Genomic DNA, 16,568 nt, shown 5'->3' with positions numbered 1-16,568 from the left:
GCCTGTTGCGTGCCCAGTGTCCTGGCCGACGGCAACGTCGGCCTCGCGGTACCGCCTGACGATTATCCGGCTGCGTGCAGTCTCCCCAGTTGCTGCACGCTAGCCTGTTGGGCGATCAACGTCATCTCAGTGCATCAGAACGATAGCCAAATCGATAATGCATGAAGCACAAGGCCGATCAATCCACCGACCAACGTCCCGTTGAAGCGAATGTATTGCAGATCGCGTCCGACACCCAATTCCAATTGTTCGACGAGGTGACGTTCGTCCCAACTTTTCACTGTCGATGCAATGTGCTCGGTGACCGATGCGCGCAGGCGCGTAGTGAGTTTGTCGGCTGCCTGCAGCATATGCTGGTTGAGTGCGTCGCGCAGTGACGGATCTTGCGACAACGCCTGACCGAGCGATTGCATGGAGCGCTCCATGTGCGCAGCCATCGACGACTCTTCACGCGCCAGATCGTTGCGCAGCGCATCGCGGATCTCGCCCCACAGGCCTTGCACGTATTCCTGCAGCGCGGGATGTTGGATGGCACGTTGCTTGAGTTCTTCTACACGCGCAGCCATTTCCGGTTCGTCACGCAGGCGCGCGATGTAGCCTTGCAGCCACGCTTCATAGTCGAGCCTGATTGGATGCTCGGGCGTCTTGAGAATGTCCTGGAGTTCTTCGATGGCCGCACGCGCCATGCGGTCGGCCAGACTGTCGCCGATCTCTTCGATCGGCTTGATCCAGTTCACTGTGCCGACCAGCTTGGGCCATTCGCGGCGCGCATACCGCACGATCAATGCAGACGCGCGCGTCTTGACCTGTTCCTGGTCCAGCCATTCGCCCAACCGCAGCAACACTTCGTCGAGCAATTTCTGATGGCGCCCGTCGGTGGTGAGCAGCGCCATCACATCGCCAACTGTCGCGGCGGCATTCCACTTGCGCAGGCGGTCCACCACGAAGCGCTGGATGGCGCTGCGCACGGCGGCTTCGTCTAATAGCTCAAGCGCCTGCAACATCCAGCCGCGTGCCATCTGCGCGAGCATGCGCGACTGCTCGGGTTTGGCCAGCCATTCGCCGAGGCGGCTGGCGGGGTCGAACACGCGCAGCTTTTCCATCAACGCAGCGGGCGAAAGGAACTGATCGCGCACGAATACCGCCAGCCCATCGGCCAGCCGCTCCTTGCCGCGCGGCAGGATGGCGGTGTGCGGGATCGGCAAGCCCATCGGACGGCGAAACAGCGCCACCACCGCAAACCAGTCGGCCAGTGCGCCCACGGTCGCCGCCTCGCAGAAGGCCGACACCCACGCCCAGATGCCTTGCTCGCCCATCAGGTGACTGACGATAAAGCCGGCAAACATCGCCAGCAGCAAGGCCACCGCCAACAGCTTCATGCGCTGCAGCTGGGCACGACGGGGATCGATGGGGCGGGGAGCGCTGAGACTGGGTTCCATCCGCGAAGTGTACCCAGTCGTTTGACCAGGGCATGTCCACGGCAGGTGGGCGACGTTGCGGGCGGCTGCCGGTGGCCGCGACGTCGGTGCCTTTGCTGCAGCTGCGCTTGCAACGGTGCGACCAAGCGTCTGTTGCCGTCGTAGGAGCGCACCCGGGCGCGACGGGCTCTATCGGGACTGCCCGTCGCGCCCAGGTGCGCTCCTACGGGATGGCTGTTAGCTAGCGGGTGCGCGCGCTCTGCCGCGCAGGCGCTGCAGCTGCGCTTGCAACTGGGCAACCTTCAAGCTGTGCAAAAGCGTCGATCACTGTCGTAGGAGCGCACCCGGGCGCGACAGGCTTTCCTGGGAACGCCCATCGCGCCCAGGTGCGCTCCTACGTGATGGCTGCTGGCTAGTGGATGCGCGGACTCAGCCGCGCAGGTGCTGCAGTTGCGCTTGCAACAGGACGACCTCGAGCTCTGCCAAAGCATCGATGACTGTCGTAGGAGCGCACCCGGGCGCGACAGGCTTTCCTGGGAACGCCCATCGCGCCCAGGTGCGCTCCTACGTGATGGCTGTTGGCTAGCGGGTGCGCGCTCTCTGCCGCGCAGGCGCTGCAGCTGCGCTTGCAACTGGGCAACCTTCAAGCTGTGCAAAAGCGTCGATCACTGTCGTAGGAGCGCACCCGGGCGCGACGGGCTTTCCTGGAAACGCCCATTGCGCCCAGGTGCGCTCCTACGTGATGTCTGTTGGCTAGTGGATGCGTGCGCTCAGCCGCGCAGGCGCTCCAGCTGCGCTTGCAATGCGGTCACCTTGGACTGCAGTGCGGCGTTTTCGTTTTCCAGTTCGGTGACGCGGCGCTGCAAGGCCTTGACGTCGCGGCGCTCGGCTTCGCCGCCTTCGGCCTCGTCGGGCTTGGGTTTGCGCTTGGCGTCGCGCACGCGCTTGGCGGCCTGCTTGAGTTCGGCCTTGCCGGCCTGCGCGGCGGCACGTTGTTCGTCTTCCGACAGCGTGGCCACGGCGGCCGCGGCGCTGATCGAGATCTCGCCGGCCTTCACTGCCTGCACCACTTCCGGCGCGGCCTGTTTGTGGATGCGCTCGATCATCACCACCTGGTTGCTGCTCAGGCGTGCTTCGCGTGCCAGCTCGGCGCGGCTCACCGGGGTGGAGGTTTCCTCCCACGGCGGGCTGTCGGTGTCGTCGCTCGCGCGGGCTGCGCTGTCGTCGAGGCCGGTATCGGCCTGTGCGTCATCCACCACCGGCGCCTCGGCGGCGGCATCGGCCTCGCGCTGGGTGCGCTGGCGGGCGGCGAGGATCTCGCGCTTGCGCAGCGCCAGCACGCCACGCTGGAAGTCGGACACGCTGCGCCGGCCAAGGTGCTGCTCGATCATCCACAGGTGCACGTCCTGCATCGACTGGAAGCGCGGGTTCTGCACGGTCTGGAACGGCAGGCCGTGCTTCTGGCAGAGGCCGTAGCGGTTGTGGCCGTCCACCAGCACATCGCCCCACAACACCAAGGCATCGCGACAGCCTTCGGCCAGCAGGCTGCGCTCCAGCGCCTCGTGCTCGTCGGGTGTCAGCGGGTCGATGTAGGCCTTGAGTTCTTCTTTGACAACGATGTTCATGGGGCAACTGCGGGGGGAGTGCGGGGCCGGCATTGTAGAGAGCCTGCTCCGGCTTTGCGCGCTTGACGTGGTACCCGCGCCCGTGACACGCGAGCGCCGTCGTGGAACGGCCACGCGCGCCGTCACCGGCTTTCTTCAGGCGAGCGGCGCGTACGGCGGGAGCCGACGCGATGAAGCCCATGCAGCGCGCGGCCAGGGCCCGCGTGCCTCTGCCTGCAACGCACCCATGCCGCCGGCCGCGCTCAGTCCACCAGGCGCAGGATGCCGGCCAGCGTCTCGACCATCTGCCCGATCTGCTCGGGGGTGACGATCAACGGTGGCGACAGCGCGATGACATCGCCGGTGACGCGCACCAGCAGTCCGCCGTCGTGGAAGCAGCGCTCGAACACCTCGTAGCCGCGTGCACCGGGGGCGCCATCGCGCGGCGCCAGTTCGATGGCACCGATCAGGCCGACGTTGCGGATGTCGATCACGTGCGGCAGCCCACGCAGGCTGTGCAGCGCGTCTTCCCACTGCGGGCCGAGCGTGATCGCACGCGAAAACAGCCCGTCCTCGGCATAGGTGTCCAGGGTCGCAATCGCGGCCGCACAGGCCAGCGGGTGACCGGAGTAGGTATAGCCATGGAACAGTTCGATGGCGTTTTGCGGCCCGTGCATGAACGCGTCATGGATCGCATCGGCCACCAGCACCGCACCCATCGGCACGGTGCCGCTGGTCAGCCCCTTGGCGGCGGTGATGATGTCGGGCGTGACGCCGAAGCGCTGCGCGGCGAACGCGTCGCCGACGCGGCCGAAGCCGGTGATCACCTCGTCGAACACCAGAAGGATGCCGTGGCGGTCGCAGATGGCGCGCAGCCGTTGCAGGTAGCCTTCCGGCGGCAGGATCACCCCGGCCGAGCCGGACACCGGTTCGACGAACACCGCGGCGATGGTGGAGGCGTCGTGCAGGGTGATCAGCCGTTCCAGGTCGTCGGCCAGCTCCGCGCCGTGCGTCGGCAGCCCGCGCGAGTAGGCGTTGCGCTGCAGATCCAGGGTGTGGCGCAGATGATCGGTGCCGGCCAGCAGCGGGCCGAACCACTTGCGGTTGTTGGGCAGCCCGCCGATCGACATGCCGCCGAAGCCGACCCCGTGATACGCCTTCTCGCGGCCGATAAAGCGGGTGCGATGGCCCTCGCCGCGCAGGCGGTGGTAGGCCAGGACGATCTTCATCGCGCTATCCACCGCTTCCGAGCCGGAGTTGGTGAAGAACACATGGCCCAGGCTGGGCGGCGCGATGGCGGCCAGGCGCTGCGCCAGCACGAACGGGAGCGGTGAGCCCATCTGAAAGGTCGGGGCGAAATCCAGCGTGCCGGCCTGCGCGCGGATCGCCGCCACGATGCGTTCGCGCGCGTGTCCTGCATTGCAGCACCACAAGCCTGCGGTGCCATCCAGGATCTGCCGGCCGTCGACATCGCGGTAGTACATGCCGGCGGCCGAGGCGAGCAGGCGAGGGCGCGTCTTGAACTGCCGGTTGGCGGTGAACGGCATCCAGAACGCATCCAGCTGCGCCGGTGTCTGCAGCGCAGGCGCGTCGTCGCGCGGAAGTGGGTCGTGCATGGCCGGCTCCGTCACGGGGGTCGCCCGACTGTACCCAGCCATCGCCTCGGGCGTCACCCCGCCGCGGGCAGGAATGGGCGATATGCCCGCGCAGGCCTGGCGGATGCCCATCGATCTAATGCATAAGAACTAGTCAATTAGTCGCAGCGCCGGCCGCTAATCTCAAGGAACGCTTGCGTGGCGTGTGTGTGGCAATGCGTTGGAACGCTGCGAGGCGTCGCCAAGCATTGCAAAGCTGCAAGGATTGCCGATGATGCGCCAGACAACCGCTGGTTGGGCCTGGTCGTCGCCGCTGCTTATATCGCAACACGCTAAACGATCGCAGCCGTCAATCGTCTTTATCGCAGTTCATCGCACTTTATTTTTGGGGAATGGGAATGACGCAAGGGTCCACCGTGGCGACAGCCAGTGGCGCAGACGCCGGTCTGCTATCCAAGGAGCGCATCATTGCGCGTCCGGGGTTCAATCGTTGGCTGGTCCCGCCGGCTGCGCTGGCGATCCATCTGTGCATCGGCATGGCCTACGGCTTCAGCGTGTTCTGGCTGCCGCTGTCCAAGGCGCTGGGGATCACCGAAGCGATTGCCTGCCCGGCCGACATGGGTCTGTTCGCGCGCATGGTGGCGACCACCTGCGACTGGAAGATCAGCGAGCTGCAGTGGATGTACACCCTGTTCTTCGTGCTGCTGGGCTGCTCGGCGGCGATCTGGGGCGGTTGGCTGGAACGTGCCGGCCCGCGCAAGGCCGGTGTGGTTTCGGCGCTGTGCTGGTGTGGCGGCCTGGTGATCTCGGCGGCCGGTATCCACTTCCATCAGATCTGGATGCTGTGGCTGGGTTCGGGCGTGATCGGTGGTATTGGTCTGGGGCTGGGCTACATCTCGCCGGTGTCGACCCTGATCAAATGGTTCCCGGACCGTCGCGGCATGGCGACCGGCATGGCGATCATGGGCTTCGGCGGCGGCGCGATGATCGGCAGCCCGCTGGCCGACGCGCTGATGCGCCACTTCGCCACACCGACCTCGGTGGGCGTGATGGAAACCTTCCTGGTCATGGCCGCGCTGTACTTCGTCTTCATGATGGCCGGCGCCTTCGGGTATCGCGTGCCGCCGAGCGGTTGGACCCCGGCCGGCTGGACCGCGCCGGTGGCCAGCACCAACGCCATGATCACCGCCAACCACGTGCACGTCAGCAAGGTCTGGGGCATTCCGCAGTTCTGGCTGCTGTGGGGCGTGTTGTGCCTGAACGTCTCGGCCGGTATCGGTGTGATCGGCATGTCCTCGCCGATGCTGCAGGAAGTGTTCGGCGGCCGGTTGATCGGCATGGACATCGGCTTCGGCAGCCTGGATACGGCTCAGCTGGCCAGCATCGCGGCGATCGCCGCAGGCTTCACCGGTCTGCTCAGCCTGTTCAACATCGGTGGCCGCTTCTTCTGGGCCAGCATGTCCGACAAGCTCGGCCGCAAAAACACCTACACGCTGTTCTTCCTGCTGGGCATCTGCCTGTACGCAGCGGCGCCGTCGGCCGGTGGCGTGGGCGGCATCGCGCTGTTCGTGGGCATCTTCTGCATCATCCTGTCGATGTACGGCGGCGGCTTCGCCACCATTCCGGCCTATCTGGCCGACCTGTTCGGTACCCAGATGGTCGGCGCCATCCACGGCCGTCTGCTGACCGCCTGGGCCACCGCCGGCATCCTCGGCCCGGTGGTGGTGGGTTACATGCGCGAGTACCAGCTGGCGCACGGCAGCCCGCCGTCACAGGTCTACAACACCACCATGTACATCCTCGCCGGCATGCTCGTGCTCGGCCTGATCTGCAATCTGTTGGTGCGCCCGGTGGCTGCGCGTCACTTCATGACGCCCGACGAACTGGCACGCGAAAAGCAGCTGGCGCACGAGAAGGTCGACCGCAGCGGGCATGCGGTGCTGCCGCCGGAACAGATGGCGCGGATCGGGCATGGCGGCAACCCCGCAGTGGTCGCGTTCGCTTGGTTGGCGGTTGGCATCCCGATGGCGTTCGGTATCTGGGTGACGCTGCAGAAAGCCTTTGTGCTGTTCCATTGAGGTGAGATGACCAGTCCGTCTTCCCGCACAGTGCGCCCCGGTAGTGTGGTGCGCACGGTTGTCCGCCATCGCGGCGGTCGCGGTGCCACGGTGCAGGACATGGTGGCGGCCGAAATGCCGGTTGCCCTGATCTACAACCAGGTGCCGTTCGCGGTGATGATGGCGACGCCGGAGGACCTGGAGGATTTCGCGCTCGGGTTCTCGTTGAGCGAAGGCATCGTCGATCACGCGCAGGACTTGCGCGTGGTCGCGGTGGAGACCTTTCTGGAAGGCGCTTCGCTGCAGATCGAGATTCCGCCCGAGCGCGCGGCCGCGTTGGACCAGCGGCGGCGCAATCTGGATGGACGCAGCGGTTGCGGCGTGTGCGGCAATGAATCGATCGAGGCGGTGCTGCGCGTGCCGCCGCGCGTGCAGTCGACGCTGCAGATCGACGCCGATGCGTTGGCGCGTGCGCTGGATGCGTTGCATGCGCAGCAGCCGATCGCCGCGCAGACCGGCGCGGTGCACGCTGCCGGTTGGGCCGATGCGAACGGGGTGGTGCAGTTGGTTCGCGAAGACGTCGGGCGCCATAACGCGTTGGACAAATTGATCGGTGCATTGGCGCGCGCGCGCATCGATGCATCGCAAGGGTTTGCGGTGGTCACCAGCCGCGCCAGTTATGAAATGGCCATGAAAGCCGCGCAGGCCCGAATTCCGCTGCTGGCAGCGATTTCGGCACCTACCGCGCTGGCGATCAGCCTGGCCGACAGCGCGGGACTGACCCTGATTGGGTTTGCCCGCAATCACGATTGTGTTGTTTACAGCCATCCACAACGCCTGGATCTGGGCGTTGCCGTGGGAGAGCCCGCATGAGCAAGAAAACCATCAAGCAGTACGACAATCCCGCGGGCGGCTGGGGCGCATTGCGCTCGGTGGCCAAGCACCTGATGGAACAGGACATCGCAGTGCAGGGCGCCAAGACGCTGCTGCATGCCAACCAGCCGGACGGCTTCGATTGTCCGGGCTGCGCCTGGCCGGATCGCGACCATACCTCCACCTTCGAATTCTGCGAAAACGGCGCCAAGGCCGTGGCCGCCGAATCCACCGCGCGCCGCGCCGGGCTGGAATTGTTCGCCTCGCACAGCGTCAGCCTGTTATCGCAGTACAGCGACTACTGGCTGGAAGGGCAGGGCCGGTTGACCCACCCGATGCGCTACGACGCCGCCACCGACCACTATGTACCGGTGAGCTGGGACGATGCGTTTGCGCAGATCGCTGGCCATCTCAATGGCCTGGCGACTCCGGATGAGGCGATCTTCTATACCTCAGGGCGCACCAGCAACGAAGCGGCGTTTTTGTATCAGTTGTTCGTGCGCGAGTTCGGCACCAATAACTTCCCGGACTGCTCCAACATGTGCCACGAGCCATCGGGCACCGCGCTGCGTTCGCAGATCGGGGTGGGCAAGGGCACGGTGTCGTTGCACGATTTCGAGCTGGCCGATGCGATCTTCATCTTCGGCCAGAACCCGGGCACCAATCACCCGCGCATGCTGGGCGAGTTGCGTCAGGCCTCCAAGCGCGGCGCGGCGATTGCCGCGTTCAATCCGCTGCGCGAGCGCGGGCTGGAAAAATTCGCCGACCCGCAAGACAAGCTGGAGATGCTGCACAACGGCTCCACCCGAATTGCCTCGGATTATTTCCAGCTCAAGATCGGCGGCGACCTGGCGGCGTTGAAGGGCATCATCAAGCATGTGCTGGAGCGCGATGCGCAGGCCCAGCGCGATGGCACGCCGCGGTTGCTGGATCTGGAGTTCATTGCCGAGCACACCGCTAATTTCGACGCATTCGCTGCCGATGTGCATGCGGAAGCCTGGGACACCATTGTCGAAGAATCCGGCCTGGACGAAGCGCAGTTGCGCAAGGCCGGCGAGATCTATCTGAAGGCCGAGCGTGTGATCGCGTGCTGGGGCATGGGCATTACCCAGCACAAGCACTCGGTGGCCACCATCCACATGATCACCAACCTGCTGCTGCTGCGCGGCCATCTGGGCCGCCCCGGCGCAGGCGTGTGCCCGGTGCGCGGGCATAGCAACGTGCAGGGCGACCGCACGATGATGATCTACGAAAAACCACCGGCCGCGTTTCTGGACAAGCTGCAGTCGGTGTTCGGGTTTGCGCCGCCGCGCGAAGACGGCTTCGACACCGTGGGTGCGATCGAGGCGATGCTGGATGGGCGCGGCAAGGTGTTCTTCGCGATGGGCGGCAACTTCGCCGCCGCCACGCCGGATACCGATGCCACGCACCGCGCGCTGCGCAACTGCGAACTCACCGTGCACGTCACCACTAAGCTCAATCGCAGCCACCTGGTGCATGGGCGCGATGCGTTGATCCTGCCATGCCTGGGGCGTACCGAAATCGATATCCAGGACGCCGGCTCGCAAGGCGTGACGGTGGAGGATTCGATGAGCATGGTGCACCTGTCGGCCGGCATCAATCCGCCGGCCTCGCCGGATCTGCTGTCCGAGCCGGCGATCGTGGCGCGCATGGCCGAAGCCACGTTGGGCGCGCGCAGCGCGATCCGCTGGCGCTGGCTGGTGGGCGATTACGACCGCGTGCGCGATCTGATTGCGCAGGTGTTTCCGGACTTTGCCGACTTCAATCAGCGCGTGCGCACGCCGGGCGGCTTCCGCCTGTCCAACACCGCGCGCGACCGCAACTGGGTCACGCCCGAGCAGCGTGCGGTGTTCAAAGCGCACGCGGTGCCCACCGACAACCCGATCCATCGCGCGCGGCGTTCGCGGGGCGATCAGATGGTGTTTACGCTCGCCACCACGCGCTCGCACGATCAGTACAACACCACTATTTACGGGCTGGATGATCGCTATCGTGGCGTGTTTGGCGAGCGCCGCGTGCTGTTCATCAACGGCGCCGATATCGCCGCATTGAACATGAAGGCCGGCGATTGGGTGGATCTGGAAAGCCTGTGCGAAGACGGCGTGCATCGCGAGGCGCGGCGTTTCTTGCTGGTGGACTACAACATTCCGCGCGGCTGTCTGGCGGCGTATTACCCGGAAACCAATGCGCTGGTGCCGCTGTCGAGTTTTGCCGACGAAGCACGTACGCCGACGTCCAAGTCGATTCCGGTGATCGTGCTGCCGCATCGCGCCGAAACCGCCGACGCGGCGCCGCGCGATATCGGAGCGGTGCTTGTCCGCTGATCCGCAGCTCACCGCGCAGCTGCTGCAGGCGCTGGCCGACACGCCCGAGGGCGTGTCGCTTTCGCGGTTGTGCAAGCAGCTGGGCGTGCGCATGAGTGTGTTGTTGCGCACGCTCGCGTGGCTGGGCAGTGCCAACCTGGATGGCCAGCCAGGCCCGGGTTGGATTCACGTGGAAGAGCGCGGCGATCGACAATTTGCGGTGTTGACGTCTGCCGGGTTGGCAGAGCACGCACAGCGCGAAACGGCGCAAGCGCCGCAAAGCGGCTGAATAACCTGCTGGTTGTTTGTTGAAAACCATGCGCGCCGATATGCCTGACTGCTCCTTGCCCAGCCACCATCGCGGGACTTTTGGCTGCTAGGTTGAAAGCTTAGGCAATCGAGTGCGCGGTGCCCTCACCGCTCGCGGGACACGCCGTGAACCCGTCCCTGGGGGCTCGATGGCGGCATCCATGCCGCCAACGGTCCCGCAATCGGCGAGGGCACCGCACCAGAACGTTGGTCGCTAGTTTCATGAAAGCGGCTCGTGAGACGAAGGCGACGCAACACAGCGGGCGAACGCCGTCTGTCGCGTGCACCAAAGCGCCTGTCGCTTGCACCAACGCGCCGACCACCTTCACTGGTCCTTGCCCGCTCACCGTCGCGGGACCTTACGCGGCATGGATGCCGCGTAAGAGCCTACAGGGACGTACTTGCGGCGTGTCCCGTGATGGTGGGCGGGCAAGGACCCTGCAGCCAAGCTGAAGATCATCAGCTCTACAAGTGATCTATCTTCATTGTTCGACCAGTCCGTACTTGCGGCGTTTCCCGCGATCGTTGGCGAGTAAGGGCCCGGCAGCCAAGTCGCAGATCATCCGCCTTTCAATCAACGCATTCTTAGCACGCCATCCTTCCTCATCTGACGACTGCTCACTACGTTTTGTCGGCCACCCTTTATGGATGAGGATGGCATGGCCCACGCGCCAGGCGGTCACGCCTGTAACTTTTTGCAGGCCGGTTTGGCTGCGCAAACCACTGCCGCGATCTGCCAGAATCGGCCGTCTTGTCTGATGGATGCCGACCCACGATGACTGCCGCCGTGCCACTCGCCACGCCCGTCAATTCGCCTGCGCGCGTGCTGTTTGCCAGCCTGATCGGCACCACCATCGAGTTCTTCGATTTCTATATCTACGCCACCGCTGCGGTGCTGGTGTTCCCGACCTTGTTCTTTCCGGCGGGCGATGGCAGTGCGGCGATGCTGCAGTCGTTGGCGACCTTTGCGGTGGCATTCATCGCGCGACCGGTGGGCTCGGCGGTCTTCGGCCACTTCGGCGATCGGGTCGGCCGCAAGGCCACGCTGGTGGCGGCATTGCTGACGATGGGTCTGTCCACGGTTGCCATTGGTCTGCTGCCTGGCTATGCGCAGATCGGAGTGTGGGCCCCATTGCTGCTGGCGCTGTGCCGGTTCGGTCAAGGGCTGGGCTTGGGCGGCGAGTGGGGCGGCGCCGTGCTGTTGGCAACCGAGAACGCACCGCCGGGCAAGCGCGTGTGGTACGGCATGTTTCCGCAGCTGGGTGCGCCGCTGGGCTTTTTGCTGTCCACCGGCACCTTCCTTGGCATGGGCGCATTGCTGGACGATGCGGCCTTCATGCAGTGGGGCTGGCGGGTGCCGTTTCTGGCCAGCGCCTTGCTGGTGATCACTGGCCTGTGGGTACGCCTGAGCATTACCGAAACACCGGATTTTCAAAAGACCCTGGATCGTCAGACGCGCGTACGGCTGCCGCTGGGCACCGTGATCTCGCAGCATTGGCCGGCGTTGATCATCGGCACGCTGGGTGCGTTTGCCACCTTCGTGTTGTTCTATCTGATGACCGTGTTCGCATTGGGCTATGGCACCAAGACGCTGGGCTACGACAAGGAACAATTCCTGCTGCTGCAGATGGCCGGTATCGTGTTCTTTGCGCTGGGCATCCCGTTGTCGGCCAAGTTCGGCGATCGGCATGGCGCACCGTTGGCGATGATGCTGGCCAGCATCGCCATCGTTGCGTTCGGACTGGCGTTTGCGCCGTTGTTTCAGGCCGATCACCCGTTGCAGGTGCTCACTTTTCTCGGGCTGGGCTTCTTCTTCATGGGGCTGACCTACGGCCCTTGCGGCACCTTGCTGGCGGAGTTGTATCCCACCGAGGTGCGCTATACCGGCGCGTCGCTGTCGTTCAATCTGGCCAGTATCCTGGGTGCGGCCCCGGCGCCGTATCTGGCCACGCAATTGGCGGCGCGCTACGGGGTGCAAGCGGTGGGTTACTACCTTGGCGGCGCCGCGGTGTTGAGCTTGCTCGCGTTGACGATGGTGCGGCGATCGCGTCGATAGATGCTGTTGGGTACGCGCCTGCCGTAGGCGCGGGCTGGTGCGCGCAGAGGTGCTATCGGTAAGACGCCTTCGCGCCCGGGTGCGCTCCTACGGGAGCTAGAGAAAGACGCGCTTTGAGGTGCGTCCTCTCAGGTCGCCGTGTTGGTGCAAGCGTGCGGCGTTCAGCCCGCCAAGCGTACCTGGTTGCGGCCGCCGGCCTTGGCCAGGTACAGATATTTGTCTGCTTCGTTCAACAGGTAATGCAACGATTGGTCGCCTTCGGTCGCGATGCACACGCCGATGCTTACCGTCATGCTCAGCGTGTCGTCGCCGACGCGGACGCGTAGTGCGCTGATGCGTTCGCGCAGGGTTTCGAAGTAGCTGGTGGCGTTGGCTGCATCCAGCCCCGGCACCAGCAGGCAGAATTCTTCGCCACCGAAACGCGCCACCAGATCCTGCGGACGTGCATGCCCGGAGACCGATGCGGCCACCGCGCGGAGCGCTTGGTCGCCGGCTTCGTGGCCCCAGGTGTCGTTGATGTGTTTGAAGTGATCGATATCCAGCATGGCCGCGGTCACCGTCTGGTCCTGCGACAGCAACTGCGGGATCACGCGCTGGCTTTGTTCCAGGAAGTAACGCCGATTGGGCAGGCCGGTGAGGAAATCGCGTGTGGCCAGATCCTGCAGCGTGCCGATCAATTCCAGCTGGTCCACGTTCTGCGAGACGCGGCAGAAGAATTCTTCGCGCGAGAAGGGCTTGCGCAGGAAGTCGTTGGCGCCGTTCTTCAAGAAGCGCGGGATCAGCGACGAGTCGCTGTTGCCGGAGATGCCGATCACCGCGACCTTGTCGCGCGAGCGCAACGCACGCAGCCGGCGGGTGAATTCCACGCCTTCCATGCCGGGCATTTCCTGATCGACGATGGTCAGGCGGATGTCGGGGTCGCGTTCGATTGCTTCCAGTCCGGCGGCGCCGTCAGCGGCCAGCACCACGCGGTAGCCGTACATCGACAGCAGTGCGGCGGCGTAGGTGCGAGCAGACAACGAATCGTCCACCACCAACGCGCCGATGCGACGATTGCGCTCCAGACGCTGCACCAACCAGGCCAGATATTCGATGCTGCCCGGTGCGTTTTTGAGTACGTAATCGATGATCTGCTGCTGCAGCACGCGCTGGCGCAGATCCTCGTCGTACACGCCGCTGACCACCACGGTCGGCAGGTTGCGCGAGAGGAAGAACTCCACGACCTTGTCGCGGTCGCCGTCGACCAGCACCAGGCCGGTCAGGACCAGGAACCAGCCATCTTCTTCGTCGAGCACGCGCGCCGCTTCGGCCAGGGTCGAAACGACCGTGACCGGCAGTTCCACGCGTTGCTCGATGGCTGCGCGCAGCATGCTGGTGAACGTGCGCGAGTTTTCCACCAGCAACACGCGTTGCGGCAGGACTGCGCTTTCACTATTGCGATGTAGGGTACCTGGGGACATCGGCTGGCCGTGTGGATCGAACCGTCAGATCAGCTAACGGCTCTGCTCGCCAAAACTTGAGCGCTGCGTTGCAGCTTGCGCGATGGACCTGGGCGCGCGGTCACCACAGCGCGTCGCGCAGCCGGTACCAGCTCATGGCCGCCACCAGCAGCGGGGTGCGCAGCCGCTGCCCGCCGGGAAACGGGCGGTGCGGAATACGCGCGAACACGTCCAGCCGCTGGCTCTGGCCAGTGATGGCCTCGGCGATCACCTGGCCGGCCAGACCGGTGGCTGCCACACCGTGGCCGGAGAAGCCCTGTGCGAAATACACAGTCGGCGCGAGCCGGCCCCAGTGCGGCGCGCGGTTGCGGGAGATGTCCACGTAGCCGCCCCAGACGGTCTCCAGCGGCACCTCGCGCAACTGCGGAAACACCGTGTGCATACGCTGCGTCATCAGGCGATTCAGGCCCGGCGGCGGGCGCGACGAATAGCTGGCGCGCCCGCCGAACAGCAGCCGGTGATCGGCGCTGAGCCGGTAATAATCCAGCGCCCAATTGGTGTCGGCCACCGCCATGTCGTTGCCGATCAGCGCGCGTGCGCGCGCCTCGCCCAGTGGCGGGGTGGCACCGACATAGGTGCCGACCGGCATGATGCGCTGCTCCAGCGGCGCGGCGATGCCGTGCAGCAAGGCATTGCCGGCAATCACGCCGAAGTCTGCGGTCACGCTGCCATCGGCGGTGTGCATCGCAACCTGCGCGCCAGGGTCCAGGCGAGTCACCGCCGAGTCTTCGAAGATGCGTACGCCAGCCGCCAGTGCCGCTCGCGCCAGGCCGAATGCATAGGCCAGCGGATGCAGATGGCCGCTGGCGGGGTCGAACATCGCACCCAGATACAGCGGGCTGTCCAGCACCTGGCGGGTGCGGGCGCGGTCCCACCACTCCAGCGGGTAGTCGTAGCGCTGCGCCATGCGCACGATGCCATGCTGCAGCGCCCGCACCTGGCGCGGCTTGAGCGGGACATGGGCATGACCATCGCGCCAGTCGCAGGCGATGGCATGGCGTTCGATCCGCTGGCGTAGCAGGCGCATGCCGTCGCGCGAGAAGTCGAACAGCAGGCGCGCATCTTTATCGCCGACCAATGCTTCCAGCGTTTCCTGTTCGCAGCCGTAGCCCACGATGGCCTGGCCGCCGTTGCGACCGGATGCGCCCCAGCCGATGCGCCGGGCCTCCAGCACGACGACCCGGTAGCCGGCTTCGGCCAGCGCGAGCGCCGCAGTCAGTCCGGTGTAACCGGCGCCGAGAATGCAGACATCGGCGCGTTCTGCGCCGCGCAGGCGCGGTTGCGCGGGCAGTGCGGGCGCGCTGCGCGTGTACCAGCTGTCCGGGTAGCCGCCCTCCGCGGTGTCGGCGTGCGGCAGCGCGGTGGCCGGGCTGCCCATCACACCGTCCGCAGGTACCGGGCGTAATCGACGTCCGGCACCAGCGCCTGGTAGTCGAGCAGCTCGCGTTGTTTCTGTTGCCCGAACACATGCTGAAACTGCGTGCCTAGCTGGGCGCCAATAAAGTCGCTGGACACAAACGCATCGACTGCGCCCTGCCAGGTGCGTGGCTGAAAGATCCCTTGCGCATAGGCATTGCCGGTGATCGGGGGCGTGGGTTCGGCGGGCTGCTGCAGGCCGTCGAGCATCGCCGCCAGCACCGCGGCCGCGGCCAGATAAGGGTTTGCATCGGCGCCGGCAATGCGATGTTCAATGCGCGTGTTGCGGGCATCGCTATGCGGGATGCGCAGCGCCACGGTGCGGTTGTTGAAGCCCCAGCTGGCATTCAACGGCACGAAGGCATTGCTGACGAAGCGGCGGTAACTGTTGGCGTGCGGCGCGAACAACAGCAGCGATGCGTCCGCATGCCGCTGCAGCCCGGCGATGGCGTGGCGCAGGCGGTCGGTGGGCATCTCGGCCTCGCCGGCCAGCACGTTGTGCCCGTCGGCATCGAGCAGGCTCACATGCAGATGCAAGCCGCTGCCGGCCTGGCCGGGGAACGGCTTGGCCATGAAGCTGGCCAGCATGCGCTGCTGCTGCGCGATGGCCTTGATGGTGCGTTTGAGCAGGATCGCCTCGTCGCAGGCGGCAATCGCATCGGCGCGATGTTGCAGGTTGATTTCGAACTGGCCTGGTGCGTACTCGGCCACGGCGGTGTCGGCCGGGATGCCTTGCTGGTGGCATGCAGCGGTGACCGCATCGGTAAAGCCACGGTGATCGTCCAGATCCTGCAACGCGTACACCTGGGTGCTGTCGCTGCGAATGCCGGTGACCGGGTCACGCGGGGTCTGCGGGCGCCCCTGCGCATCGGGCACCGCATCGAACAGGTAGAACTCCAGCTCCACCGCCACCACCGGGGTCAGCCCGAGTGCGGCAAAGCCGTGCAACACCCGCTGCAACACCGCGCGTGGCGCGACCTCGAACAGGCTGCCGTCCGGGGTGTGCATCGCCAGCAGCAGCTGCGCCATCGGTTGCGGCGCCCACGGTACCGGGCGCAGCGAGCCCTCGATCGGCCGGCAGATGCGGTCGGCATCGCCGATGGCATAGCCAAGCCCAGTTTCTTCCACGGTGTTGCCGGTGATGTCGGTGGCGATCAGCGACATCGGCAGGCATACGCCATCGCGGTAGACCTTCTGCAACGTATCGGCAGTGACGCGCTTGCCGCGCAGCACGCCGTTGGTGTCGGGCAACAACAGGTCGACGGAGTGGCAGCCGGCGATACGCGCCAGGGTGGCGGCATCGGCAGCGGGCAGCGATGCGACGGAGTTCTCGGAAGCCATGGGCACCACCTGCGAAGTCGCCGCCCAGCCTAGCAAAGCAGGCGTGATCATTTGCGATCAGGCAACGGTGCAGCGG

General features: G+C 65.6%; 12 protein-coding genes. 5 read left to right on the top strand and 7 right to left on the bottom strand.

The window, feature by feature from the left end; genetic code table 11:
• Positions 1-134: 134 nt before the first annotated feature.
• From ACZZ0O_RS18535 to aptA, 3 genes are all read right to left on the bottom strand, one after another.
• The gene (locus tag ACZZ0O_RS18535; protein ID WP_463591492.1) at positions 135-1,439 is read right to left on the bottom strand and encodes a DUF445 domain-containing protein; all 1,305 of its coding nucleotides are present in this window, start codon (positions 1,437-1,439) and stop codon (positions 135-137) included.
• A 749-nt stretch (positions 1,440-2,188) separates the two neighbouring features.
• Positions 2,189-3,043 (bottom strand): ParB N-terminal domain-containing protein, encoded by an 855-nt coding sequence (locus tag ACZZ0O_RS18530; RefSeq protein WP_463591491.1) that lies wholly within the window; start codon positions 3,041-3,043, stop codon positions 2,189-2,191.
• A 242-nt stretch (positions 3,044-3,285) separates the two neighbouring features.
• On the bottom strand, positions 3,286-4,638 hold the full coding sequence (gene aptA / locus ACZZ0O_RS18525; RefSeq protein ID WP_463591490.1) for an omega-aminotransferase AptA: 1,353 nt from the start codon (positions 4,636-4,638) through the stop codon (positions 3,286-3,288).
• Positions 4,639-5,015: 377 nt separating this feature from the next.
• Here aptA and ACZZ0O_RS18520 point away from each other — a divergent pair, with 377 nt between their 5' ends.
• From ACZZ0O_RS18520 to ACZZ0O_RS18505, 4 genes are read left to right on the top strand one after another with little or no spacing between them, the layout of a single operon-like run.
• Positions 5,016-6,695, top strand: a complete 1,680-nt coding sequence (locus ACZZ0O_RS18520) for an OFA family MFS transporter (protein WP_463591489.1) — start codon at positions 5,016-5,018, stop codon at positions 6,693-6,695.
• 6 nt (positions 6,696-6,701) lie between these two features.
• The gene (gene fdhD, locus ACZZ0O_RS18515; protein ID WP_055851798.1) at positions 6,702-7,547 is read left to right on the top strand and encodes a formate dehydrogenase accessory sulfurtransferase FdhD; all 846 of its coding nucleotides are present in this window, start codon (positions 6,702-6,704) and stop codon (positions 7,545-7,547) included.
• On the top strand, positions 7,544-9,892 hold the full coding sequence (locus ACZZ0O_RS18510; protein WP_115560080.1) for an FdhF/YdeP family oxidoreductase: 2,349 nt from the start codon (positions 7,544-7,546) through the stop codon (positions 9,890-9,892). Before fdhD ends, ACZZ0O_RS18510 begins: the two co-directional genes overlap by 4 nt.
• On the top strand, positions 9,882-10,160 hold the full coding sequence (locus ACZZ0O_RS18505) for a hypothetical protein (RefSeq protein WP_463591488.1): 279 nt from the start codon (positions 9,882-9,884) through the stop codon (positions 10,158-10,160). The genes ACZZ0O_RS18510 and ACZZ0O_RS18505 overlap by 11 nt, the downstream gene beginning before the upstream one ends.
• A 502-nt stretch (positions 10,161-10,662) precedes the next feature.
• Here the strand turns inward: ACZZ0O_RS18505 and ACZZ0O_RS18500 are convergent.
• Positions 10,663-10,899, bottom strand: a complete 237-nt coding sequence (locus ACZZ0O_RS18500; protein WP_463591487.1) for a hypothetical protein — start codon at positions 10,897-10,899, stop codon at positions 10,663-10,665.
• Positions 10,900-10,955: 56 nt separating this feature from the next.
• Here ACZZ0O_RS18500 and ACZZ0O_RS18495 point away from each other — a divergent pair, with 56 nt between their 5' ends.
• Positions 10,956-12,236: an MFS transporter gene (locus ACZZ0O_RS18495; protein WP_463591486.1), complete on the top strand. Its 1,281-nt coding sequence runs from the start codon at positions 10,956-10,958 to the stop codon at positions 12,234-12,236.
• A gap of 161 nt (positions 12,237-12,397) precedes the next feature.
• On the opposite strand, the gene ACZZ0O_RS18490 is transcribed toward ACZZ0O_RS18495, so the two are convergent.
• The 3 genes from ACZZ0O_RS18490 to ACZZ0O_RS18480 form a co-directional block, all read right to left on the bottom strand.
• Entirely contained in the window at positions 12,398-13,696 is a 1,299-nt protein-coding gene (locus tag ACZZ0O_RS18490) for a diguanylate cyclase (protein ID WP_055851809.1), read from the bottom strand.
• Between the two features lie 100 nt (positions 13,697-13,796).
• Positions 13,797-15,113 carry an NAD(P)/FAD-dependent oxidoreductase gene (locus tag ACZZ0O_RS18485; protein ID WP_463591485.1) on the bottom strand — a complete coding sequence of 439 codons (1,317 nt, stop codon included), beginning with the start codon at positions 15,111-15,113 and terminating at the stop codon, positions 13,797-13,799.
• A complete protein-coding gene (locus ACZZ0O_RS18480) occupies positions 15,113-16,492 on the bottom strand; it encodes a glutamine synthetase family protein (RefSeq protein ID WP_463602909.1) in 1,380 nt (459 codons plus the stop codon). Before ACZZ0O_RS18480 ends, ACZZ0O_RS18485 begins: the two co-directional genes overlap by 1 nt.
• Positions 16,493-16,568 lie beyond the last annotated feature (76 nt).

The sequence above is a fragment of the Xanthomonas sp. AC360 genome, assembly GCF_979258225.1.
The sequence above is the reverse complement of the archived record's forward strand: the minus strand, read 5'-3'. Positions and strand labels throughout refer to the sequence as shown.

Bases quoted from the DNA above. Each gene is read 5' to 3' on its own strand.
- ACZZ0O_RS18520 (WP_463591489.1), top strand. From the start codon at position 5,016: ATGACGCAAGGGTCCACCGTGGCGACAGCCAGTGGCGCAGACGCCGGT.
- ACZZ0O_RS18480 (WP_463602909.1), bottom strand. From the start codon at position 16,492: ATGGCTTCCGAGAACTCCGTCGCATCGCTGCCCGCTGCCGATGCCGCC.
- fdhD (WP_055851798.1), top strand. From the start codon at position 6,702: ATGACCAGTCCGTCTTCCCGCACAGTGCGCCCCGGTAGTGTGGTGCGC.
- aptA (WP_463591490.1), bottom strand. From the start codon at position 4,638: ATGCACGACCCACTTCCGCGCGACGACGCGCCTGCGCTGCAGACACCG.
- ACZZ0O_RS18485 (WP_463591485.1), bottom strand. From the start codon at position 15,113: ATGGGCAGCCCGGCCACCGCGCTGCCGCACGCCGACACCGCGGAGGGC.
- ACZZ0O_RS18535 (WP_463591492.1), bottom strand. From the start codon at position 1,439: ATGGAACCCAGTCTCAGCGCTCCCCGCCCCATCGATCCCCGTCGTGCC.
- ACZZ0O_RS18510 (WP_115560080.1), top strand. From the start codon at position 7,544: ATGAGCAAGAAAACCATCAAGCAGTACGACAATCCCGCGGGCGGCTGG.
- ACZZ0O_RS18530 (WP_463591491.1), bottom strand. From the start codon at position 3,043: ATGAACATCGTTGTCAAAGAAGAACTCAAGGCCTACATCGACCCGCTG.
- ACZZ0O_RS18495 (WP_463591486.1), top strand. From the start codon at position 10,956: ATGACTGCCGCCGTGCCACTCGCCACGCCCGTCAATTCGCCTGCGCGC.
- ACZZ0O_RS18490 (WP_055851809.1), bottom strand. From the start codon at position 13,696: ATGTCCCCAGGTACCCTACATCGCAATAGTGAAAGCGCAGTCCTGCCG.